Source organism: Mesorhizobium sp. B1-1-5, assembly GCF_006443065.1.
Taxonomy (GTDB): domain Bacteria; phylum Pseudomonadota; class Alphaproteobacteria; order Rhizobiales; family Rhizobiaceae; genus Mesorhizobium.
On the sequence record NZ_VFWS01000086.1, the window covers coordinates 1 to 22,609 of the forward strand.

Below are 22,609 nucleotides of genomic sequence, written 5' to 3' on the forward strand. Positions count from 1 at the left end.
GCCACGCCGCCGGCCTCAACGACCGTGCCGCTCGAGGTGCCGGAGATCACCGCCGCGTCGTTGGCGCCGTTGATGGTGATCGTCACCACCTGGGCGGCGAGGCCGCCATGGCCGTCATCGACCTGCACCGTGAAGCTATCGGAAAGATGCTCGCCGGCGGCCAGCGCATCGACCGCGCCGCTGTCGCTCACTGTATAGTGCCAGGTGCCGTTGGGATCGACACTGGCCGTGCCATGCGCGGCCGCAACGCTCACGGAAAATGTGTGGCTGTCGGTGGTGTCGACGTCGGTGAACGTCACCTGGCCGGTCGCGCTCATGGACGAAGGCGGAAGGCCGTCACCCTCCGAGACGGTGCCCGACTGCGCAGCCGAGGTGATCACCGGCGCATCATTGGTGCCGTGGACGGTCACGGTCACGGTCTGGGTCACTGTTCCGCCATGGCCGTCGGAAATGGTGACATCGTACTTCTGCACCAGGCTCTCGCCGGCGCCGAGATGGTCGATGGCGCTGTCGTCGACCGAGAAGCTCCAGCCGACCGTGCCGGTGACGCCGCCGGTGGAATCGGTGGCGATCGTTGGGCTGAAGGTGCCAACATAGCCGCTGGCCTGCGCCACCGCCGATACCGTGTGGGTGTCGGTCAGATCGACATCGGCAAAGCTGATGGAACCCGAGGCGTGCTCCGTGCCAGCCTCACCGCCGCTGCCTTGCACTCCGTTGTCCTCGGTGACGGCGCCGTCGGTGTGCGCGCTGATCACCGGCGCATCATTGGTGCCGGTGAATTGAATAGTAGCGGTAGCCCAGCTCAGCGTGCCGTTGCCAAGCTGAATGGCGTAGGTCAGCTTGTCGGTAAGGACTTGTCCCGCACCAAGTGCTTGAATTTTCGAGTCAATACTGGTCTTGTCGTAGTGAATTGTGCCATCCGTGCTAATCCAGATCCGTGCACCCAGATAGCTCGTGTCTGCGGTCGCAACAGGCACAGCAGTATCAGTTGAATATGCGGTGTCACGAATAAGCAGGTCCGCCGGCGCATATGTCTTTGTTGACGTCGTCGCACTGTCTGCGTTGTCGATGGAGTAGAGCTGCTTCGCCGCCCCTCCCAAATCATTCGACAATACGTTCAGGATCAGAACGCCAGTTGAATCTTCAGAGAAGTAGAAGACATCACCCTGGGCTTGCGGCGTGTTGGAAAACGAAACCGTGGTCCCGCCGGCACCGGAGATTTGCGTCGTGGCCATTTCTACCCCCTTGCGGACAGAGGCTTCGGCGTCCGCATTTTGGCCGTCCCAGACGGCTGACTACCCCATGCCGAATGGATCGGCGCCCAATCTAACGGGAGAGGAAATGATCAGAGAGCCATGCAACAAGACGCAATCCGACGATCCAGTCGTGAAGTCAGCCAAAAAATGGCGGTTCACTGACAGGCCGCAGCTCGATAGCAATGGCTAAACCGGCGATGATCGCCGCGTTGCGTTTCCCCTACCCAGTAGCGCCGTAGCTCTTGTTGCCGATTGGGAGTTAATTAGCGCTACCCCTTTATATTAGGACATTATTAACTCTACCGCGGCGCGCGTCAATGTCGAATTCGACGAAAGGTTAATTACCGGAGACGTACTTGTACGAGATGCGTACTAAACTGGACAAGGCGTCGGATGTGGTGCGCTACAATTCGTAATGGGCGCTCATAGAGTGGTTGCGTAGCCACATGAGGACACCTGGACTTTTGCTGCAGTCCTGCCCTGGGCATGCTCCGCTCTCACTTAGCAATCAGGCCATTGGCAGGCGTCAGGGGCGCGGTCGCTTTCCGACCGGAGCCACAACCCGCCGCTCGGTGGCTACGGCGCTGTTACGGCGCACTCGCAAGCGGCTACGCCCGGATCTATTCGGACTGACTACTTTTCCGTTTTGCGAATGAGTGCTTCCGGCTCCATTCTGACGCGCCGGCGATGCGCCCAAGAACACTTGCCGATACCCGACGCGTTCGATGGCACCTTTGCAGCGGGCGATCAAACCGGAGCGCTCTGCCAATTCCTTTGAGTCACGTGCCGCCTGTTTCCGGCTTGCCGGTTGTCTTAGACCCTAGACCAGCCTCGACAAGTCGGCGGAAAGCCTCCGATCTGGTGGGAAGATCGGGCTGATTTCGGCGCCATTCGTCAACGCGGGCAAGCAAGTCACTCGTGAGCCGCAGTTCGAAGCGCTCAGTTTTGTTATCAATGGCGTCGGGCGGGTTTGACAATGAGTATGTCCGTAATGTACGGTATGTACGTATTGTGGTTTGCGCTTTGCGGCCGAACAACGTGCTCGAACACGTCGCTCGGCCTGACCACAACCCAAGCTGTTTGGAGCTCGGATCATGGCTGATTCCGACAATACCACGACTTTGCCTTTCGTCATCGGCCGCCAGCGCCATGAACCTGTCAGTCCGGCCCTCCAAGCCATAGATTCCGCTTTGAGACTATGGAGTGAATGGCAAGGAGCTCGATATGCCTCATTGGTTTTATGCCGTGTGCAGCAGCGGCTGGAGAGCCAAATCATGGTCGATCCCCGAATTCAGGGATTGACGGCAGATTCACTAACGCGAGTTCACGACAAAACGGCGCGTACTCTCGGCGGTCGACGGGAGTATGCGGTTGCGCGGGAGGCCGAGGTCTTTGCGATGACTGAAGCTCTGAAATTTCAAGATTTGGTCCCCGAAGTCGCGGCAACGTCGCTCGCCGGCATCATCGCCAAATTAGAAATGATCGTCGGTGCCGACCGGGATATCGGTGACCCTACCGACTTCCCGTGGCCGCACATTTCTTCCGTGCTGCGTGACTTAAAATCGATCGCTGGAAGTTTGCCGGATGGTCGCCGAAGCCGGGAAAGGACGCGGAGCGATGTTGCCAAGCATTGGGAATCCGCAGTCAAGCTGGTCGCCGCGCTGGAAGAAGAAGGCGCGGCGGAGCACCGTGGCGATGTAACCGTCTTCTAACACGCCCACCTCACCCCTTGTTGCCTGCAGCCCGACCTCGAATTCAGACGAAACCGCACGGCGCAAGTCATTGCACGCTGTGGCCCTACGACATGAACTTTGCGCTTTCCTCGCCGTCCGGCGGCCCTTCGATAAACGTTCGATCCACCATTTGGGAGCGACCGCGATGGCTGAGGAAACCAGGACTGGACCGCAGGGTTTGCTTCCGGCGAACGACAACGGCAACCTCACCAGCCCCGAGGGTCGCCCTGAAGACATTGCGGCCAAGTTGGATCGGGTGGTGGTGGATATCGCCCGGCTGATCGGCCGGCAGCTGGCGCGGGAGGCGTTCGAGGCTGGCCTGGCGGCCAACGACAATCGGTCGGGCCGCCGAGAGGGAGAGGCTAGGGGGCAAGATGATAAGCCCCTTGGGAACAGGAGAGAGGATCCGCCGGCATGACCCGTGTCGCACTCTATGCCCGCTATTCTTCCGACAGCCAGCGGGATGCCTCCATCGAGGACCAGTTGAGGCTGTGCCGCGAGCAGGCAGCGCGTGAGAGTTGGAGCGTCACTGGATCTTATGAGGATGCGGCGATCTCCGGCGCCAGCACTGTGCTGCGGCCGGGCATCCAGCATCTGGTACGCGATGCCCAGCGCGGCCGCTTCGAGGTGGTGCTGGCCGAGGCGCTCGACCGCATCAGTCGCGACCAGGCAGATGTCGCCACCCTCTTCAAACATCTCAAATTCGCCGGCGTTGCCATCGTCACTCTGGCCGAAGGCGAGATTAGCGAGCTGCATGTCGGCCTCAAGGGCACGATGAATGCGCTGTTCCTGAAGGACCTTGCCCTCAAGACACATCGAGGTCTGCGGGGAAGGGTGGAGAAGGGTAAGGCCGGAGGCGGGCTGTGCTACGGCTACCGGGTGGTGAAGAAACTCGATTCCGAAGGCGAGCCCGTCCGGGGGGACCGCGCGATCGTGCCGGAGGAAGCGATCATTATTCGCCGCATCTTCCGCGAATTCGCCGCCGGCAAAAGCCCCAAGGCGATCGCCGTCGATCTTAACAAGGAGGGTATTCCCGGCCCGCTCGGCCGACACTGGGGCGACACCAGCGTACGCGGGCATGTCATCCGGGGCACCGGCGTCATCAACAACGAGCTCTATACCGGTGTACTGGTTTGGAACCGCCTCCACTTCGTCAAGGATCCCGCCACCGGCAAGCGCGTCTCACGGGCCAATCCAGCAGCGAAATGGATCCGCACTGAGGTGCCGCATCTCAGTATCGTCGACAACGAATTGTGGCAGGCGGTGAAGGAGAGACAGAAATCCATCGCCAGCCAGTTCGAGGCGGTGGCTATCGCCACGCGCAAGGCCCGAGCGAGAAAGCTGCACACCATGAAGCGGCCGGTCTCCCTTCTTTCCGGGTTGCTCACCTGTGGCTGCTGCGGCGGGCGCTACGGCCTGTTTACACGGGACCGTTATGCCTGTCTCAACCACCAGCGCCGTGGCATTTGCGACAATGGCCGCACCATCACCCGCGAGAAGATCGAGCAGCGGGTCCTCGCAGGCCTGAAAGAAAGGCTCGTCTCGGCCGATGCCGTGGCCGAAGCGATCAGAGCCTATGCCCAGGAGACCAACCGCCTCAATCAGGAGCATCGCGCGCAAGGCGAACAGGACCGCAAGGCGCTCGACAAGATCGAGCGGGCCATTGCCGGCATCATGGCCGCGATCGAGGACGGCCTGTACCAACCTTCGATGAAAGCGAGAATGGAAGACCTGGAGAGGCAGAAGGCGGAGATCACCGTGCGTCTGGCGGTGGCGCCCACTGGCGTGCCGGACCTACATCCCAACATCGCCACTTTCTACCGCAAGCGGGTCGAGCAGTTCACGCAAGCGCTCGCCGACCACGAGGACGGACGCCAAGCCGCCGAGGCGCTGCGCTCGTTGATCGGAGAGATCGTGCTCATGCCCGGCGACAAGCGCGGCGAGGTGCATGCTCAGCTACACGGCGAGCTGTTCGGCATCCTCAAACTCGCCAGACCCGACCAAAATCCAAAGGCTGACGATGTTATGACCAAAGGGGTTGCGGGTCCCCGCAACCAAATCCAAAAACGGCCCGCATCCACGCGGGCCGTTTGCGTTTGTGCGCTGCTCCTCGCAATCCGATCGGCAAGCGACCCAGGCGAACCGATGTTCCGCTCCCCGTTGTCGTATCCGTCTTAATCTATGATCGCCTTTTCCATGGACGAGCAATGGAAGTTTCTCCCGCCACCGCGGGCTCTACGGTCGGCATGGTGGCGCGTATCAGTCAGATTCGCCGCTAATCCGAAAAACCGATTGCTGCCCTGATCAGGTGAAGCGGTCGGTTGAGCGTCCTCAGGCAGAGTTCTCTCGAATTGAATGACATGATAAACGGCGCCTATGGGGATCAAGAACTACCTGATCGAAGGCGGTTCCGGCACTGGAAAGACGTCTGTCGCTACCGAACTGGAGCGGCGGGGTTACCATGTCATCCATGGTGACCGGGTCTTGGCCTATGTCGGCGACCCCGAAACAGGCAAGGCACTGCCAGGACCACCCGAAGGCGCGGATCGCATCGTTTGGGAATACGCGCACTGGATTTGGCCCGTCGACAAGGTCCGGGCCATTGCTTCCGACACTAGCCATCCTGCCACTTTCTTCTGTGGCGGCTCGCGCAATTTCCATAAATTCCAGGACTTATTCGACAAGGTCTTTGTGCTCGACGTAGACGTTGAGACGTTGAACCGACGATTAGATGGGCGACCGAATGAGCCAGGTTTCGATCCGGCCGAGCGGCGGCTGGTACTGCGCTACCATCATACCCGGGAATATCTTCCCGTTGGCATCGATATCGACACGGCGGGTACGGTCCCAAGCGTCGTCGACAATATCCTCGCTCAACTCGCCTGAAGTCCTGAACGCATCGTGAATGGGATGGGAAGCACTCGAATATTGCGGGAAGACGCCGCCTGAACGGCTCACCGGCGGCGCTGAGACTTTGTAGCGACCGGCAGCTTGCAGATCGGCAAGCCGGACGCGCAAAGACCTGAGTCGTGCGGGACCGCTGGCCGGATCGACCTCGGCTTCAGCTGGAATTCAGGGAAATTTCGGCTGGTGGTGGCATGGGGGCCGGCTGTTCATCCTTGCTCGCCGGATCGGGCTGGATCGGATTGCGCCAATTCCTCCAAATATGCACGCAGCGACCGCGGCTCCCGGCCCAAGATCGCACGTAGCGTCAATGGGTTGCCGAGCAGGCCGTGGCGATCGTAGTGATCGAACATCGCCCTCAAGCCCGGAGGAACATCGCCGAGCACATTGGGATCGCGGCGCTCCCTAATTTCATGGCCCAGCACATCGCTCATCAGCGCAGCGACGTCGAGGCGGTTAGGTTGCACAGGTGCGCAGAGCTCGAACGTTCCAAAAAGCAGCCGCTCTTCGGTCAGGGCTATCGCGGCGACCTCGGCGACATCGCGATAGTCGACCAGCGAAAAGCGTGTCCCCGACGACCAGGGCTCCACAAGCACGCCCTCCTTCACGACTTTGGGCCAGAATGCCGCGTAGTTCTGGAAGTAGCGCGCCGGATGGAGGAACGTATATTCCAGGCCGGAGTTGAGAACCGCCTCCTCGACCGGCGCTTTGGCCACATGATTGACGAGGTCCGAAAGCACCGGATGGATCACGGCCGAGAACACGAACCGGCGCACACCGGCGTCGATAGCGGCCTCCACGACTTTCTTTCCCACATCAGCCTCGGCGGGAATGAAGGCTGGGGCGATATAGAAGACGGCGCTCATATCCTTGAGCGCCGCATCCAAAGCTGCACGATCGCGCAGATCGCCGATGGCAACCTCGGTTGCGCCGTGACCGCGTACCAGTTCAGCCTGCTCGGGCTTGCGGATGAAGGCACGGACGCGCGCACCCCGCGCGGCAAGGGCCGGAATGACGCTGCCCGCAAAATTTCCCGCTGCACCGAAGGCGAGAATCATCATGATCATGTTCCTGCGCGTTTCGTGACGATCACGGATCTGTTCGGGCACCAGGGGCCCTCAACCCAATCTGGTTCCCGCGACCGGGATGTCACCTCCCCGCCGGCATATTTTTCGGGTAACGCTTCAACAGGCCGCGTAAGACGAATTTGCGCGAAGGCGCGCCGCGTTCGGAGGTTCTCGTGTTTCGTCGTCGCGAAACCCATTGTAGGTAGGCTCGCCTCGGCTCTTTGCTGACGTGCATTAACGTCCGAAATTCCGGCAAGCATTCGCCCTTGGCGATCTCGAATGAACGCAACCAAACTGACGGAGACAAAGATGCGGCATGCGCTGATCGTATGGGGCGGCTGGGAGGGGCATGAGCCCGAGGCCGGCGCCCGTGTCGTCAAGGCGATGCTCGAGGAAGAAGGCTTTGCCGTGCGTGTCGAAAACACGACGGCGGCGTTTGCCGATCCGGCGATCGCCGATCTCAGCCTGATCGTGCCGATCTATACCATGTCCAAGCTCACCAAGGCCGAAGAGGCGAACCTGACCGAGGCGGTCGAAAACGGCGTCGGCCTCGGCGGTTATCATGGCGGCATGGGCGACGCTTTTCGCGAATCAACGAATTATCAGTTCATGTGCGGCGGCCAATGGGTCGCGCATCCCGGCAACATTATCGACTATCACGTAAATGTGGCGCGGCGCGGCGACCCGATCATGCAAGGCATCGAGGATTTCCCCTACCGCTCCGAGCAGTATTACATGCATGTCGATCCGTCGAACGAGGTGCTGGCGACCACAACGTTTTCCGGCGACCACGCGCCGTGGATCGACGGCGTCGTCATGCCGGTGGTGTGGAAGCGCCGGCACGGCAAGGGGCGCGTGTTTTATTCCTCGCTGGGCCATGTGGCCTCGGAGTTCGAGGTGCCGCAGATGCGCACCATCTTGCGCCGCGGGCTGGTCTGGGCGGCACGCTGAGTGGCTGGTGCAACCGGCTAAACGCTTTCCAGATAGGTCTCGATCTCGAAGTCGCTGACGTTGAGCGCGAAAGTGTTCAGCTCCTGGCGCTTGCAGGCGACGAAGGCGTCGCGCAGCACGTCCGGGAAGATCTCGGCGACACGCAGGCCCGCCTCGAAGGCAGCGATCGCCGAGGCCCAATCCGGCGGCAGCTTGGCGAGCGTCAGCCCCTGGCCTTCGCCGCCGGTCGGCTCGCCGGGCGAGAGCTGACGCTCGATGCCGATCAAGGCCGCGCCGAGAATCGCCGCAAGCACCAGGTAGGGATTGGCGTCGGCGCCGGAGACGCGATGCTCGATGCGGCGCGCCGCCGACGGTCCGCCCGGAATGCGAATCGCCACCATGCGGTTTTCATAACCCCAGGCAACGGCGGTCGGCGCATAGGATCGCGGCCGCAGCCGGCGGTAGGAGTTGAAATGCGGCGCGAATACCAGTGTGCTCTGGGCCATCGCGGCAAGCAGGCCGCCAACCGCATGGCGCATGGCGTCGGAGCCCTGGTCCGAGCCGTCGTCGAAGATGTTGCGGCCTTGCCTGTCGAGGACGCTGAAATGAACATGGAAACCATTGCCGGCGCGTTCGCCATAGGGCTTGGCCATAAAACAGGCGGCGAAGCCATGCTTGCGGGCGATGCCCTTGACGGTGCGCTTGAAGAGCACGGCGTCGTCCGCGGCGCGCAGGGCGTCGGGCACATGGTTGAGGTTGATCTCGAACTGGCCGACGCCGTTCTCGGCGATCGCGGTGTCGACCGGAATGTCCTGCATGCGGCAGGCTTCGTAGATATCGTGGATGAAGGCTTCGAAGTCGTCGACCTCGTCGATCGAAAGCGCCGCGTCGGAATCAAGACGCCGCCCGGTTACCGGCGAGACCGGTCCGACAGGCCGCTGCGACGTCGGGTCGACAAGGTAGAATTCGAGCTCGGTCGCGGTGACGGGCGTCAATCCTAGCGCGGCATAGCGGTCGAGGATGCGGGCCAGCGCGCGGCGCGGATCGCCAAGATAGGGGGCGCCGCTGTCGTCCGCCAGCCAGACCGGCAACAGCGCCGTCGGGTGTGCCGTCCAATTGACCGGCAATATGCCGCGCCCCGTCCAATGGCAAAGCCCGTCGGCGTCGCCGGTCGAGAACACCTGGGCGTTGCCTTCGATGTCCTCGCCCCATATGTCGAGCCCGATGGCCGAGTAGGGCATGCGCAGCTTGCCTTCGAGCGCCTTGCGCGCCTGCTCGACCGGAATGCGCTTGCCGCGCATGATTCCGTTCAGGTCGCACACCGCCGCCCGCAGGCTCTGGATGTCCTTCCTGCTGTCCAGCCACTTCAAAACGTCCGCAATCGCATCGCTCAATTTCCAGCCCCTGTTTTTCTGGGTGCTGTAGCCCTGTCGGCTACGATATCCAATTTTCGGCTTGTGAGTTCGTGAAGGCCAACGCGGCTGATGCCGAGCGATTTTCCTTCATTTTTTCAAGTCACTAGCCGGGATATCGGGAGGCATTTCAGGTCCATATTGTGCGATCTGCGATCGCAACATAGCGGCCCGGTCGGCGAAAGCCAAGCCGGATTCGGAGGCCCGCTTGCCTGTCAGTGGCGCAGTTCCGGAAATTTCACCTGGCCGAGGATGTGGGCCGCGCCCTCGGCGATATCGCGCACGATCGCGGCCCGCGCCCTTTCGCCGTCATGAGCCTCGATCGCCGCCACGACCTCCTCGTGATAGTCGATGCCGAGAATGCCTGCCAGGTCATCCTCGAAACCGATGTGCAGATTTCGCAGGAATGGGCCGACCTGCATCCATACCGTCTCGATCAGAAAGATCATCTGCTCGTTGCCGCAATGGCGGTAGATCGAGAACTTGAAGTCATAGTTCTTGCGCAGATAGTTTTCGATCCCGCCGCCGCGGGCGGCTTCGGTAAGTTCGGCGCAGTGGCGCCGGATCGCGCGCAGATTGTTGCCGTTGATGAGTTTTGTCGCAAGCTCGGTGGCCGTACCTTCCAGGATCGTGCGCACGGCGGTCAGTTGCTGGAAGCGGTCGGCGGAAATCAGCGGCACCTCGACGCTGCCGTTCGGCATCGGGCTCAGCGCTCTCAGCGCCTGCAGCCGCATGAAGGCGCTGCGCACCGGCATGTCGCTGGTGCCGAGCTCCTTGGCGAGCTTGCGCGAGGTCAGCTTCTGGCCGGGCTGGAGCTGGCCCGACATCAGCGCCCGCACAAGCTCCAGATAGACTTTCTCATGCAGCGGAACGGTATCGACAGCGGTCAGTCCGAATTGCGATTTGTCGGCCATTGGCGATGCGCTGCTTCACTCGTCCTGAAATCTGTCTCGTCACCTGATCCGCCGCCGGGATAGCAGTCCGGTCGTTTCGGCCGCACGATAGACGCTCAAGGCGAACCGCCGCAAGGGCGGCCGGGGTTGCTATCCGATCCGCGCGTCGATGATCTCGACGAAGCGCGCGAAGAGACCCGCCTGCGACTTGATCTTGAGCTTGCGGTAGATGTTGCGGCGGTGGACCTTGACGGTCCCCGGGACGATGCGCAGCGCCCTGGCGATCGATTCCGTGGAATGGCCCTGCAGCACCAGGTCGACGACCTGCTTTTCGCGCGAGGTCAAGGACAGGCTCTTCCAGATATGCGCGCGGTCGAGCTCGTTGGTCATCGCGATGGTATCGCCTGAGGGTTGGGCCGCAACCTCATCTGCAGGTAGAGACGGCCAGTGCTGCCTGCAGAAACCGATCACCGCCGGCGCCATGTCGCGCAGCAGCCTGGCATCCGCCGTTCCGAACGGCCCGGTGGCGCGCAGCCGCATCAGCGACAGCACCAGCGCGTCCTTGCCGGCCAGCGGCACGAAGAAGCCGACCTCCTCGGCAAGTTTGGTCTGGCTGTAATAGGAGCGGTAGTATTCGCTGGCATAGAAGCGGTCCGGCGCCAGCTCGCGCATTCGCCAGAAACCCTCCTTGCGCTCGACCGCGGCGTGGTGGAACGGGTCGAGCAGGTAGGGCCCCTCCTGGTAGAGCGCGACGAAGATGTGGCTCTCCGCCGGCGAGAAGGTCTCGAACAGGAGCGGCGGCCGTGCGGCACCGCGATAGCCGAAGATCACGCAGTGATCGAAACGGACATGTCCGCTGAGCCAGCCGACGATCGCCTTGCCGAAATGATCGCCGCCGGTCTCGCGCGACGCGGCGATCACGGCGGCCAAGGCGTTGTAGTCGTCACTGCGGGAGGTGGCCATCCATACCCCTCTAATCGATAAAATCGGCTAAATATACCACCTGCGAGGTATATACCAGGTGCATCGCCTCTGCTAGCGTCAAGGAATTGCCTCACGCTGTCGCTGGAGCCTTGGCTTGACTGCAGTGCCCGATATCGAATTTCGCGCGGTCACCAAGCGCTACGGCGCCATCACGGCGGTGAGCGGTATCGACCTTGCCATCCCGCCTTCCGCCTTCGTCGCGTTGCTCGGCCCCTCCGGCTGCGGCAAGACGACCTGCCTGCGCATGATCGGCGGCTTCGAGCAGCCGAGCGAGGGCCAGGTGCTGATCCGCGGCCGCGACATGGCCGGCACGCCGCCCTACCGGCGGCCGGTCAACATGGTGTTCCAGCAATACGCGTTGTTCCCGCATCTCGATGTCGAGGAGAACATCTCCTACGGGCTGCGCCAGGCAAGGCCGCGCCTGTCGTCGCGCGAGATCGCCTTAAGGGCAGACGAGGCGCTTTCGATGGTGCAGCTCGCCGGCTACGGGCGCCGCAAGATCCACGAGCTGTCCGGCGGCCAGCAGCAGCGCGTGGCGCTCGCCCGCGCGCTGGTCAACAAGCCGGCGGTGCTGCTGCTCGACGAGCCGCTGGCGGCGCTCGACAAGAAGCTGCGCACCGACATGCAGATCGAGCTGCAGAACCTGCAGCGCGAGATCGGCATCACCTTCGTGCTGGTCACCCACGATCAGGAGGAGGCGCTGTCGATGAGCGACTTCGTCTGCGTCATGAATGGCGGCCGCGTCGTCCAGCTCGGGCAGCCGAGCGAGATCTATGACGAGCCGGCCGACCTGTTCGTGGCCGACTTCGTCGGCAAGACCAATCTTCTCAGCGGCAAGGTGGCCGGGGTCTCGGGTGACCTCGTCGATGTCGCGCTCGCCGGCGGCACGGTGATTTCGGCGCGCAAGCGGGTGCCGCTCAGCCGCGGCGAAGCCGTCTCCGTCAGCTTGCGGCCGGAATCGCTCAGCCTTTCGGCGCCTGGGGGCGGTGCCTTGAAAGGCATCGTGCGCAATCGGATCTTCCTGGGCTCGACAGCCGAATACGCCATCGAAGTCCAGGGCATCGGATCGCTGCTCGCCAAGGCCGATCACGTGATCGGCCAGGGCAATCTGTTCAAGCCGGGCGAACCCGTCGCCATCGGCTTTGCCGCCGGAGCGCCGCTGGCGTTTCCGCACGCCAACAATAACGGGACAAACCAGAGGGAAGACCAACATGCCGAAATCCTATCGTGACGGACTGCCGATAAGCCCCGATAAATTCGTCGACCAATTGATGCGCCTGAAGCGCGGCTCGATCAGCCGGCGCGACTTCCTTGGCCTCACCGGGCTCGGTGTCGCCACCGCCGTGATGGCGCGTGAGCTCGGCATCATGCCGACACCCGCCTTCGCCGCCGAGAACCTCGGCGACCGCATGTCGATCGCCACCTGGCCGAACTACCACGACCCGCAGACCTTCGAGAACTTCAAGGCGGAGACCGGCGTCGCCGTCGAGGTCAATGTCTTCGGCTCGAACGAGGAGATGCTGGCCAAGCTGCAGGCCGGCGGCTCGGGCTGGAGCCTGTTCGTGCCCACCAACTACACCATCTCGACCTACAAGAAGCTCGGCATTATCGAGGCGCTCGACATGGCCAAGCTCGGCAATTTCGACGGCAAGTCGGAAGATGCGCGCTTCACCGCGGAAGGCACGATCGACGGGACGATCTACGCGGTCCCGAAGAACTGGGGCACGACCGGTTTTGCGGTCAACACCAAGAAGCTCGCCAAGCCGATGTCGAGCTGGAAGGAATTCTGGGACACGGCCATGGGGGAAGGCGACGGCCGCGCCATGGTGCATGACTATCAGCTCACCACCATCGGCAATGCGCTGAAATATTACGGCTATTCGTTCAACTCGCTGAAGCAGGACGAACTCGCCAAGGCCGAGGAATTGCTGCTCAAGGTCAAGCCGCATCTGTTCGCGGTGTCGAGCGACTACCAGCCGGGAATGCGCGCCGGCGATGCCTGGATGACGATGTGCTGGACCAATGACGGGGCGCAGCTGCATCGCGATATTCCCGAGATCGCCTATGTGCTGGGCAAGGAGGGCGGCGAGATCTGGACCGACTTCTACGCCATCCCGAAGGACGCTCCGAACAAGCCGGCCGGCTATGCGCTGCTCAACTACCTGATGAACCCGGAGGTGGCGGTGAAGGAGCATCTGGCCAATGGCGCGCCCTCGACCGACGCGCGCGTCAACGCGCTGCTGCCCAAGGAAGTGCTCGACAACCCGATTCTCTATCCGGCGGCCGACCTGTTGAAACCGCTCGAATTCGGCGCCGCCGCGACACTGACCGATCCGGGCCGCGCCGAGCTGATGGCGCGCTTCAAGTCGGCTTGAGCGGGACCGGCAACAAACCAGAACCAGACAATGCGACCGGCGGACGAAAGTCCGCCGGCTCCCAACCGGCTTTCCCGATGCGCCGCAGCCTCTTTCGTAAAAATCTCGTGACGGCGCTGCTGCTCGCCCCGGCGACGCTGTGGCTGGTCGTGTTCCTGGTGTTGCCCTTCGTCGCCATCGCCGTCTTCAGTGTCGGCGAGCGGGCGCCGGAGGGCGGCTACCAGGCCGCGCTCACGTTCGCGCAATACGCCAACCTGCCGGCGCGGGCGACCGCCTTCTGGAACACGATGGTGCTGGCGCCGGCCGGCGCGCTTGCCTGCCTGCTCGTCGCCTATCCGGTCGCCTATTATCTGGCGCTGCGCGCGCCGCAGCGCTGGCGGCTGATCCTGCTTGCGCTGATCGTCATCCCGTTCTGGACCAGCCTTCTGATGCGCACCTATGCCTGGATGTACATCCTTGGCGGGCGCGGCATTCCGGCTTTGCTCGCCTATGTCGGCATCGAGGACCTCAGGCTGATCAACACGCCGGGCGCGGTGCTGCTGGGCATCGTCTACGGCTACCTGCCGCTGATGATCCTGCCGATCTATGTCAGCCTGGAGCGGCTTGACCGGCGGCTGCTGGAGGCCTCCGCCGATCTCGGCGCTACGCCGCTGTCGACCTTCCTCGGCGTGACGTTGAGACTGTCGCTGCCCGGCGTCATGACCGGCTTCTCGCTGGTGATGATCCTGCTGCTCGGCGAATATCTGATCCCGACACTGCTCGGCGGCGGCAAGGTGTTCTTCATCGGCAACGCGCTGGTCGACCTCTTCCTGCAATCGCGCAACTGGCCGTTCGGATCGGCCATCGCCATCACACTTGTGCTGGTCTCGGTGGTGGTGCTGATCGTCGCCAACCGCATCTCGACCCGGCTCTCGGGCGCACGCCGGGTGGACCTGATCTGATGCGCGCCTTCGTCGTCGCCGTCTTTGTCTTCCTCTATCTGCCGATCGCGCTGGTGGTGCTGTTCTCCTTCAACGCAGGCCACCATGCCAGCGAGTTCACCGGCTTTTCCGTGCAATGGTACGGCAAGGCGCTGTCCAATCCCTTCCTGGTCGAGGCGCTGAAGAACAGCCTGTTCATCGCCACGACGAGCGCGCTGCTCGCGGCCTTATGCGGTACCGCCGCGGCGCTCGGGCTGCAGCGCGTCGGCGTACGGACCCGGGCTCTGTTCGACGCGCTGCTGGGCGCGGCGATCGTCGTGCCAGGCGTCGTCATCGGCATCTCGACGCTGGTGGCGCTGGTGCAGCTTTTCGCTGTCGTCAATCCGTTCCTCGCTTCGCTCTGGCCGACAGACCAGCCGCCGCGGCTTTCGCTGGGCTACGGCTCGATCATCGCCGCGCACGGCCTGTTCTCGATGGCGCTGGTGACGATGATCGTCGGAACGCGGCTGAGCAGCCTCGACCGCAATCTGGTCGAGGCCTCGAGCGATCTCTACGCCACGCCGCTGACGACGTTCCGTTCGATCGTGCTGCCGCAGATCATGCCGGCGGTGATCGCGGGCTTCCTGCTCGCCTTCACCTTCTCCTTCGACGACTTCATCATCGCCTTCTTCGTCGCCGGCGCTCAGACGACGCTGCCGATCTATGTGTTCGCCTCGATCCGGCGCGGTGTGACACCGGAAATCAATGCCATCGCCACGATCGTGCTCTGCGCGTCGGTCCTGCTCGTGCTGCTCGCGCAATGGCAGCTCGGCCGGCGAAAGCCATCGCCTTGAGAGACCAATCCATGATCCTCAAAGACCGTATCGCCGTGGTGACGGGCGCCGGGTCGGGCATCGGCCGCGCCGGCGCGATGATCATGGCCAGGGAAGGGGCGCATGTGGTCATTGCCGACCGCGATCCGGCGGCCGGCGAAGCCACCGCTTCCGACATCCGCGGGGCTGGCGGCCGGGCCGAGGCGGTCGCCACCGATGTCGGCGACGATACGGCCGTCGAAGGCCTCATCGAGGGAACGCTCGGCAGGCATGGCCGAATCGACATCCTGCACAGCCATGCCGGCATCCAGGTCGGCGGCACGCTGACGGAAGTGGGCACCGACGGGATGGACGCCTCTTGGCGGATCAACGTGCGGGCGCAATTCCTGGCGGCCAAGACCGTCATGCCGGCAATGATCGCGCAAGGCGGCGGTGTCATCCTCAACACCGCGTCCAATTCCGGCGTGTTCTACGACCGCGAGATGATCGCTTATGCCACCTCCAAACACGCAGTTGTTGCGATGACCCGGCAGATGTCGCTCGATTACGCCAAGCACAATGTGCGCATCAACGCGCTCTGCCCCGGCTGGGTCGACACGCCGTTCAACGCGCCGTTCATCGCCCAGATGGGCGGGCGCGACGCGATCGAAAACTATGTCCGTGCCAAGATCCCGATGGGACGCTGGGCGAGCCCGGAGGAGATCGCGGAGGCGATCCTGTTCCTCGTCTCCGATCGCTCGTCCTTCATGACCGGCCAGGCGCTGGTGGTCGATGGCGGCGAGAGCATCGGCTGAGGCGCCCGTGGCACACCGCCTGCCGGTCGTTGGGATTTCCGAATGCCGGATCGCGGCGCCGCGAGTAGGTGTCGATGCGCGGCAGGTCGTCGGCGAATTCCAGCCAAGGCAGCCGAAGGCGCCAATAGGCATGCGCATGCGGCTTGAACCGCTCCGGATGATCGAAGAAGCCGATCGTGACATAGAGTTCGTCGCTCAGCCCTTCGTCGCGATACGTGATCGAGGTGCCGCATTTGTCGCAGAAGGTGCGAACGACACCTTTCGTCCTCGAGAAGCTCCGGGGTTGCCCGCGCGTGAAGCGGAACTGGTCTGGCCGGTAACCGACCCAGATGGTCAGCGGGCTGCCAATCGCGCGGCGGCAGTCGTCGTCATGATCGAAGCAGATCCAGAACGGATCGCCCTGCATCTTGGCGGCAATCGCTCCGCAAAAACATGCGCCCGTATCGCTCCTGCTTTCCATCTGATCGCTCCTGGTTGCTTCGGAAATCGTTCTGTCGGCCTGCGGCGCATATGGGGGAACAGTACAAGCAGGAACCCGTTCCCTCCGTCCGTTTGGGCCAACAATGTGCAGCGGTTTCATGGGCGGGCTTGCGCTGCGGGCAACGATCGGCCAAACCATGCCAGGTTCTCGACAAGGCTTGTCATGCTAGCGGTAGAAAGGCTTTCCACCACCCGGCCGTTTCCAGTTGCGGCCGCAACGGCGCGCGCTTTGGTGGGGCGCCACTGATCATGCGCTGCTGCCGCCACGAGAACCTGCAGCGCGCGGAGGAGACCAAGGTCGGCTCGCATGTCGTTCGCGACGGCTGGACCGAAGGAGTGCAAGGCGCGCTGACCCGGCCTTCGGCCGGTCAACAGGCGGGCGCCCGTCCTCGGATAACGCAGCTTAGATAACGCCCTACCGGAACGGACATGCCCGCCGAAGCGATCTCTCCTTCGTACGGACATGACCAATGCCTGACAATCTGAACACCTCATTTCCCGGCGCGGACACGCAAAGCTGGCTGAAAACGCACGCGATCAACGAGGTCGAGTGCTTCGTGCCGGACATCAACGGCGTGCTGCGCGGCAAGACCCTGCCGGTGGCCAAATTTCTGAAGTCGCTCGACGACCGCGCGCTCTATCTGCCGAGCAGCGCCTTCCTGGTCGCCATCGACGGCCGCTATTCCGGCTCCATCGACGAAGGCTTCGCCTACCAGGATCCGGACATGCGCATGGTGCCGGACGTTTCGAGCCTGTGCCTCGCGCCCGGCAGCGCCGGCAAAGCCTACGTTTTCGCCGACACGTTCCACATGGACGACCGGCCGTGGATGGCCTCGCCGCGCCATGTGCTGAAAGCCGTGCTCGACCTTTATGAGCGGCGCGGCTGGCGGGCGGTGGTGGCGCCGGAGCTCGAGTTTTACCTGACGGCGCCCAACCCAAACCCTGACCAGCCTTTGAGCGCGCCGATCGGACGCAACGGCCGGCCGGAAAGCGTGCAGCATCCATACGACATGCAGGCGATGGAGGAGTTCGAAGCGGTGACGCGGCAGCTCTATGAGCATGCCGCCATCACCGGCCTACCGGTAGAGACGCTGATCCATGAATCCGGCACGGCGCAGCTTGAGATCAATCTGCTGCATGGCGATCCGCTGACGCTTGCCGACCAGGTGCTTTTGTTCAAGCGCCTGGCGCGGCAAATCGCGCAGGCCAACGGCATGCACGCCACCTTCATGGCCAAGCCGATCGCGGCGCAGGCGGGCAGCGCGATGCATCTGCACATGTCGATCGTCGACAGGAAAGGCGAGCCTTTGTTTGCCGGCGACAACGGCGAGGACAGCGAGATGTTCGTGCACTTCATCGGCGGCCTGCAGAAATACATCCCTGAAATCATGCCGCTGTTTGCGCCGCATGCGAATTCCTACCGGCGCATCCGGCCCGGCCACAGCGCGCCGGCCAATATCGAATGGTCGCACGACAACCGTTCCTGCGGCCTGCGCGTGCCGCTGGGCGGGCGCGCCGCGCGCCGCATCGAGAACCGGCTGCCCGGGGCGGACGCCAATCCCTACCTTGCCATGGCCGGCTCGCTGATCGCCGGCTATCTCGGCATCGAGGAGAAGCTTGCGCGCTCGGAGGAGGCCTTCGGCAACGCCTATAAGAGCAAGAGCACACTGCCGAAGACGATGGAGGAAGCGCTTGATCGTTTCGCCGCCTGCGAGCCCGTGCGGGCGCTGCTCGGCGAGGATTTCTGCCAGACCTATCTGCGCGTGAAGAGCGTGGAACTTGACCTGTTCCAGAGCGTCGTGACGTCCTGGGAACGCGACCATCTGCTGCTCAAGGTGTGACCATGGCTTCGCGTTCGACAGGTTTCAATTCCGGTCTCGACATCGACAAGTCCTATTATGTCGCCACCGCCAACCCGGCGCCCGACCATCCGGCGCTTGCCGGCGATATCGAGGCCGATCTGGTGGTGGTTGGCGGCGGCTGCACGGGTTTGTCGGCGGCGCTGCATGCGGCCGAGCGTGGTCTTGACGTGGTGCTGCTCGAAGGCGGCAAGATCGGCTGGGGCGCCTCGGGCCGCAATGGCGGCCAGATGATCCCCGGCCTGCGCAAGGGCGCCAGGGGACTGGTCAGAAGCTTTGGGCCGGAACGGGCAAAGGCGCTGTTCGATCTGGCCTTCGAGGCGCGCGGACTGGTGCTCGACATCATCGAGCGCCACGGCATCGAATGCGACTTGCGCCAGACCGGCCATCTGGTCGGCGCGGTCAGCGCTTCGGATATGCGCGACTTCGAGGAAGAGGCCGAATGCCTCGCCAAGGTGATGAACTTCACCGATGTCGAGATCCTGTCGGCGGCTGAGGCGCGGCAGATGGTCGACACACCGTATCAGGGCGCGGTGTTCGAGCGGCTCGGCGGCCACATGCATCCGCTCAACTACACGCTGGGGCTTGCCCGCGCCGCTACCGCCGCCGGTGTCGTCATCCATGAGAACTCGGTCGCGGTGCGGCTGGAGCGCGAACCTTCAATCCGGGTGTCCACCGACAAGGGCTCGGTTCGCGCCAGGCATGCGGTGTTGGCTGGCGATGCGCTGCTGAAAGGGTTGGAGCCGCGCGTCAACAGCCGCATCATGCCGATCGGCAATTACATTGTCGCCACCGAGCCCTTGGACGAGCGCAATGTCATCCCGGCCAATGTGGCCGTCTCGGACACGCTGTTCGTCGTCAACTATTACCGCATGTCGGCGGACGGACGCCTGCTGTTCGGCGGCGGCGAGCGCTACACGCCGTCGCCGCCGGCCGATATTGCCGGCTTCGTGCGGCCGCATATGGAAAAGACTTTTCCGCAGCTCAAGGGCTGCCGGATCGACCATGCCTGGGGCGGGCTGGTGTCGATCACCACGTCGCGCCTGCCGCATGTCGGGAATTACGGCGAGGTCTATTTCGCTCATGGCTATTCCGGCAAGGGCGTTATCCTGTCGACGCTGTCGGGCAAGCTCCTGGCGGAAGCGATCACGGGCGATGCCTCGCGGCTCGACCTGTTTTCGGCGCTGACGCCGCTGCCGTTCCCAGGCGGCACGGCGCTGCGCGGCCCGCTCTATGTGCTCGGCATGTTGTGGTATGCGATGCGCGATCGGCTCAGACACTGACGCTGGCTTTCCTGTCCCCGGCGTGGCTAATGTCTCCGCGCCAGGGACGGGGATCCCTCGCTGTCGGCGTTGCCGCAGACGACGCAAACTCGCGGCCGCAACCAAGGAAGAGCGATGAACATCGAGCCGGGCCGGCTGACGAAGAAAGAGCGCCATGAGCTGATCCTGTCAGAGGTTCGGCGCTCGGCCTCGATCCGCATCTCGAAGCTTGCGCGCCGCATCGGCGTCGCCGGCGAGACCATCCGCCGCGACCTGATCGAGCTTGGCGATGCGGGGCTCATCAACCGCACCTATGGCGGCGCCACCATTTCACTGGTGACGTCGGAACCGGTGATCGCCGAACGCGGCCTCACAATGGTCGAGGAGCGGGCCCGTGTCGGACGAGGTGCGGCCGGACTGATCGAGAAAGGCAGCATCGTGATGATCGACGGCGGATCGACCACCTACGAGGTCGCGCGCAGCCTTTCGCAACACGGCCGGGACCTGACGATCATCACCAACTCCGTCGGCGTCGCCTCGGTGGCCGGCGCCAATTCCAGCTTCCGCGTCATCCTTTGCCCCGGCACCTATGACAGCCGCGAGGCGGCCGTGCTTGGCGAGGACACGGTCGAGTTCGTGCGCCGCTACAATGCCGACGTCGCCATCATCGGCGCCTCGGCGCTGAACGCCGAAGGGCCGAGCGACATGATCTCGGGCGCTGCGGCGGTGAAGCGCGCGATGATGGCACGGTCGCTGTCGACCATGCTGGTCGTGACCAACGACAAGTTCGGCCGCAGCGGCCTCGAACGCGTCTGCGCGCTGAGCGAGATTTCCGATATCATCACCGATCGCGAACCGGCTGCCGAGATGAGCGCGGCGATCGAGGAGGCAGGCGGCGAGCTGCACGTCTTTGCCGAGAGCTGAATAGGTTAAGCGTCGCGGTTTGTCAGCGCGATATGGCAGCAGCCGGAGCCATGGCAAGGTGTCCAGGTGACATTGTCGAAGTGCACGCCGGTTGCCTCGAACAGGCCGCGGTCGAAGGCGCCGGCGATGCGGCAGAGCGTGGCGAGCTTCTCCTCGCCGACGCCGGCCTCGATCCAGGCATCCTTCAGCGGGCAGCGCTTCACCTTGAAGGCGATGTGGCCAGGCCCGCGCTCGACATCGGTCGGATACATGCGCCCGCCATCCGGGCTGACCGCCAGAAAGGCCTCGCCGATCGCCGGCGCATCATTGGGGCCGAAGCCGGCGAACGCCGCAGCCGCGACTTCCCGGCCGCGCTTCTCGATGCTGCGGATCATGACCGCCTCGGCTTTCTCGGCGCCAAGCTCGGCGGTCAGCTCGTCGAGGAAGAGACGATAGAGGTCGGCCCGGTTGCGGAAGGCGGAGTCGAGCTCGCGCGACAGTTTTTCGGCTCTGGCTGCTTCGGGATCGGTCATGCTGTGTCCTGATTTTGTCGTTCGACCATGATCTTGCCCGCAAACCGGGTCCCACTTTGGAGGATCATGGTCGGTTCCTGGTCAATCTTGGCGTCGCCTCGACCAGCGCCTTGCCGATCGCCGATTGCGGGTTGGCAATGACGGCGCGGGCATCGCCGCTCTCGGCGACCCGGCCGGCGTCGAGGATGACGACGCGATGCGCCACGGCACGGATGACGCCGAGATCATGCGAAATGAACAGGTAGGCGATCCGTTCCTGCCTTTGCAGGTCGAGCAGCAATTCGAGGATCTGGCCGCGCACCGAAACATCGAGCGCCGACACCGCCTCGTCGAGCACGATCAGCGACGGCCGCGTGGCGATGGCGCGGGCGATCGCCACGCGCTGGCGCTGGCCGCCGGAAATCTCGTGGATGGCACGAGCCGCGAGACCGGCATCGAGGCCGACGCGCTCCAGCAGTGCTGCGATCCGATGTCGGCGCTCAGCTCGCGGGGCGATGTTGTGGATGCGCAGGGGATCGTCAAGCACGCGCGCCACGGTGGCGCGTGGATTGAAGGCGGCGAGCGGATCCTGGAACACCATCTGCAGACGGGCGCGCCGCGCGCGCAGAGCGGCGCCGGATAGCGCGAGGAAGTCCGTGCCTTCGAAATCGATGCGACCGGCATCGGGCTCGGTCAGCCGCAGCACCAGCCTAGCGATCGTCGATTTGCCGCTGCCGGACGGGCCGGCGAGCGCCAGCGTCTCCGCCGGTCCGATTTCGAAGGAGACGTCGTCGACCGCCGCGAAGGGCTTGCCGCCGCGACGGTAGCGTTTGGCCAGATTCGAGACCGCAAGCACGGTCATGCCGACGCGCCTTGCCGGTGAAACAACGGCTCGGTGTCGAGGCCGAGATGAGCGTCGAGCAGGGCGCGCGTATAGGCATGGCGCGGCGCGTTGAGGATCTGGTCGGTCTCGCCAAGTTCGATCAGCTCGCCGTGGCGCAGCACTGCGATGCGGTCGGCAAGCGTGGCGGCAAGCGCGATATCGTGGCTGATGAAAAGCAGCGTCATGCCGTCCTCGGCCACCAACCGGCGGATCAGGGAAACAATCTCGGCCTGGAGGATGGTGTCGAGCGCGCTGGTCGCTTCGTCGGCGATGAGCAGCTTCGGCCCGGCCGCGATTGCCGCCGCGATGGCCACGCGCTGCTTCTGGCCGCCAGAGAGCTGGTGCGGGTAGGCATGTAGGATGGCGTTCGGGTCCGGAAGGCGGACGCGGTCGAGGAGGGTCTTGGCTTGGGCGAAGGAGTCAGGCCAGCTGAGGGCGAGATGGGTGTGGACGACTTCGGCGATCTGCTTGCCGATTGGCATGACCGGATCGAGGCTGGACGAGGGGTCCTGGAAGACGAAGCCGATGTCGCGGCCGAGACGGGGGATGGTATCGCGAGGATGAGAAAGCTGGCGCTCTACGGCGCCCCCCTCTGTCCTGCCGGACATCTCCCCCTCTAGGGGGGAGATT

Annotated in this window: 22 protein-coding genes; 13 read left to right on the forward strand and 9 right to left on the reverse strand. The window is 63.7% G+C overall.

Annotation, left to right across the window (positions count from 1 at the left end):
• A partial coding sequence (locus FJ980_RS21680) for a VCBS domain-containing protein (RefSeq protein ID WP_210243759.1) occupies nt 1-1,235 on the reverse strand: 1,235 nt, incomplete at its 3' end.
• Nucleotides 1,236-2,350: 1,115 nt separating this feature from the next.
• Here FJ980_RS21680 and FJ980_RS35465 point away from each other — a divergent pair.
• From FJ980_RS35465 to FJ980_RS21700, 4 genes are all read left to right on the forward strand, one after another.
• The gene (locus FJ980_RS35465) at nt 2,351-2,968 is read left to right on the forward strand and encodes a hypothetical protein (RefSeq protein WP_246676500.1); all 618 of its coding nucleotides are present in this window, start codon (nt 2,351-2,353) and stop codon (nt 2,966-2,968) included.
• Nucleotides 2,969-3,134: 166 nt separating this feature from the next.
• The gene (locus FJ980_RS21690; RefSeq protein ID WP_181181284.1) at nt 3,135-3,407 is read left to right on the forward strand and encodes a hypothetical protein; all 273 of its coding nucleotides are present in this window, start codon (nt 3,135-3,137) and stop codon (nt 3,405-3,407) included.
• The gene (locus FJ980_RS21695) at nt 3,404-5,167 is read left to right on the forward strand and encodes a recombinase family protein (RefSeq protein ID WP_140545814.1); all 1,764 of its coding nucleotides are present in this window, start codon (nt 3,404-3,406) and stop codon (nt 5,165-5,167) included. Before FJ980_RS21690 ends, FJ980_RS21695 begins: the two co-directional genes overlap by 4 nt.
• Before the next feature lie 198 nt (nt 5,168-5,365).
• On the forward strand, nt 5,366-5,875 hold the full coding sequence (locus FJ980_RS21700) for an AAA family ATPase (protein ID WP_140545815.1): 510 nt from the start codon (nt 5,366-5,368) through the stop codon (nt 5,873-5,875).
• 227 nt (nt 5,876-6,102) lie between these two features.
• Here FJ980_RS21700 and FJ980_RS21705 read toward each other — a convergent pair whose 3' ends face one another.
• Nucleotides 6,103-6,954, reverse strand: a complete 852-nt coding sequence (locus FJ980_RS21705) for an NmrA family NAD(P)-binding protein (protein WP_140545816.1) — start codon at nt 6,952-6,954, stop codon at nt 6,103-6,105.
• Between the two features lie 315 nt (nt 6,955-7,269).
• Between FJ980_RS21705 and FJ980_RS21710 the strand changes: the two genes are divergently transcribed.
• Nucleotides 7,270-7,911 (forward strand): ThuA domain-containing protein, encoded by a 642-nt coding sequence (locus FJ980_RS21710; RefSeq protein WP_140545831.1) that lies wholly within the window; start codon nt 7,270-7,272, stop codon nt 7,909-7,911.
• Nucleotides 7,912-7,928: 17 nt separating this feature from the next.
• Here FJ980_RS21710 and FJ980_RS21715 read toward each other — a convergent pair whose 3' ends face one another.
• The 3 genes from FJ980_RS21715 to FJ980_RS21725 all read right to left on the reverse strand — a co-directional run bounded on the left by FJ980_RS21715 (nt 7,929) and on the right by FJ980_RS21725 (nt 11,158).
• Nucleotides 7,929-9,284, reverse strand: a complete 1,356-nt coding sequence (locus tag FJ980_RS21715) for a glutamine synthetase family protein (RefSeq protein ID WP_140545817.1) — start codon at nt 9,282-9,284, stop codon at nt 7,929-7,931.
• A 233-nt stretch (nt 9,285-9,517) separates the two neighbouring features.
• Nucleotides 9,518-10,216, reverse strand: coding sequence for a GntR family transcriptional regulator (locus FJ980_RS21720; protein WP_140545818.1), 699 nt, complete (start codon nt 10,214-10,216; stop codon nt 9,518-9,520).
• 129 nt (nt 10,217-10,345) lie between these two features.
• A complete protein-coding gene (locus FJ980_RS21725; protein ID WP_140545819.1) occupies nt 10,346-11,158 on the reverse strand; it encodes a helix-turn-helix transcriptional regulator in 813 nt (270 codons plus the stop codon).
• 115 nt (nt 11,159-11,273) lie between these two features.
• On the opposite strand from FJ980_RS21725, the gene FJ980_RS21730 reads away from it, so the two are divergent.
• The 5 genes from FJ980_RS21730 (at nt 11,274) to FJ980_RS21750 (ending at nt 16,080) form a co-directional block, all read left to right on the forward strand.
• A complete protein-coding gene (locus FJ980_RS21730; protein WP_140545820.1) occupies nt 11,274-12,410 on the forward strand; it encodes an ABC transporter ATP-binding protein in 1,137 nt (378 codons plus the stop codon).
• Nucleotides 12,391-13,554 (forward strand): spermidine/putrescine ABC transporter substrate-binding protein, encoded by a 1,164-nt coding sequence (locus FJ980_RS21735; protein ID WP_140545821.1) that lies wholly within the window; start codon nt 12,391-12,393, stop codon nt 13,552-13,554. The genes FJ980_RS21730 and FJ980_RS21735 overlap by 20 nt, the downstream gene beginning before the upstream one ends.
• A 77-nt stretch (nt 13,555-13,631) precedes the next feature.
• Nucleotides 13,632-14,495, forward strand: a complete 864-nt coding sequence (locus tag FJ980_RS21740; RefSeq protein ID WP_140545822.1) for an ABC transporter permease — start codon at nt 13,632-13,634, stop codon at nt 14,493-14,495.
• Nucleotides 14,495-15,307, forward strand: a complete 813-nt coding sequence (locus FJ980_RS21745) for an ABC transporter permease (protein ID WP_140545823.1) — start codon at nt 14,495-14,497, stop codon at nt 15,305-15,307. Before FJ980_RS21740 ends, FJ980_RS21745 begins: the two co-directional genes overlap by 1 nt.
• Nucleotides 15,308-15,318: 11 nt before the next feature.
• Complete coding sequence (locus FJ980_RS21750; protein WP_140545824.1) at nt 15,319-16,080, forward strand: glucose 1-dehydrogenase; 762 nt, start codon at nt 15,319-15,321, stop codon at nt 16,078-16,080.
• Here FJ980_RS21750 and FJ980_RS21755 read toward each other — a convergent pair.
• Nucleotides 16,031-16,540: a GFA family protein gene (locus tag FJ980_RS21755; protein ID WP_140545825.1), complete on the reverse strand. Its 510-nt coding sequence runs from the start codon at nt 16,538-16,540 to the stop codon at nt 16,031-16,033. The two genes, FJ980_RS21750 and FJ980_RS21755, sit on opposite strands and share 50 nt — an antisense overlap.
• 490 nt (nt 16,541-17,030) lie before the next feature.
• Between FJ980_RS21755 and FJ980_RS21760 the strand changes: the two genes are divergently transcribed.
• From FJ980_RS21760 to FJ980_RS21770, 3 genes are all read left to right on the forward strand, one after another.
• Nucleotides 17,031-18,401, forward strand: a complete 1,371-nt coding sequence (locus tag FJ980_RS21760) for a glutamine synthetase family protein (RefSeq protein WP_140545826.1) — start codon at nt 17,031-17,033, stop codon at nt 18,399-18,401.
• 2 nt (nt 18,402-18,403) lie between these two features.
• Nucleotides 18,404-19,702 (forward strand): FAD-binding oxidoreductase, encoded by a 1,299-nt coding sequence (locus FJ980_RS21765; RefSeq protein ID WP_140545827.1) that lies wholly within the window; start codon nt 18,404-18,406, stop codon nt 19,700-19,702.
• Nucleotides 19,703-19,816: 114 nt separating this feature from the next.
• Complete coding sequence (locus FJ980_RS21770) at nt 19,817-20,605, forward strand: DeoR/GlpR family DNA-binding transcription regulator (RefSeq protein ID WP_246676501.1); 789 nt, start codon at nt 19,817-19,819, stop codon at nt 20,603-20,605.
• A 5-nt stretch (nt 20,606-20,610) separates the two neighbouring features.
• Here FJ980_RS21770 and FJ980_RS21775 read toward each other — a convergent pair whose 3' ends face one another.
• From FJ980_RS21775 to FJ980_RS21785, 3 genes are all read right to left on the reverse strand, one after another.
• Nucleotides 20,611-21,117, reverse strand: coding sequence for an L-2-amino-thiazoline-4-carboxylic acid hydrolase (locus FJ980_RS21775; RefSeq protein WP_140545828.1), 507 nt, complete (start codon nt 21,115-21,117; stop codon nt 20,611-20,613).
• A gap of 64 nt (nt 21,118-21,181) precedes the next feature.
• Nucleotides 21,182-21,958, reverse strand: a complete 777-nt coding sequence (locus FJ980_RS21780; protein WP_140545829.1) for an ATP-binding cassette domain-containing protein — start codon at nt 21,956-21,958, stop codon at nt 21,182-21,184.
• Nucleotides 21,955-22,609, reverse strand: a 655-nt coding sequence (locus FJ980_RS21785) for an ATP-binding cassette domain-containing protein (protein WP_246676502.1), incomplete at its 5' end; no start/stop codon positions are given. The genes FJ980_RS21780 and FJ980_RS21785, both read right to left, overlap by 4 nt.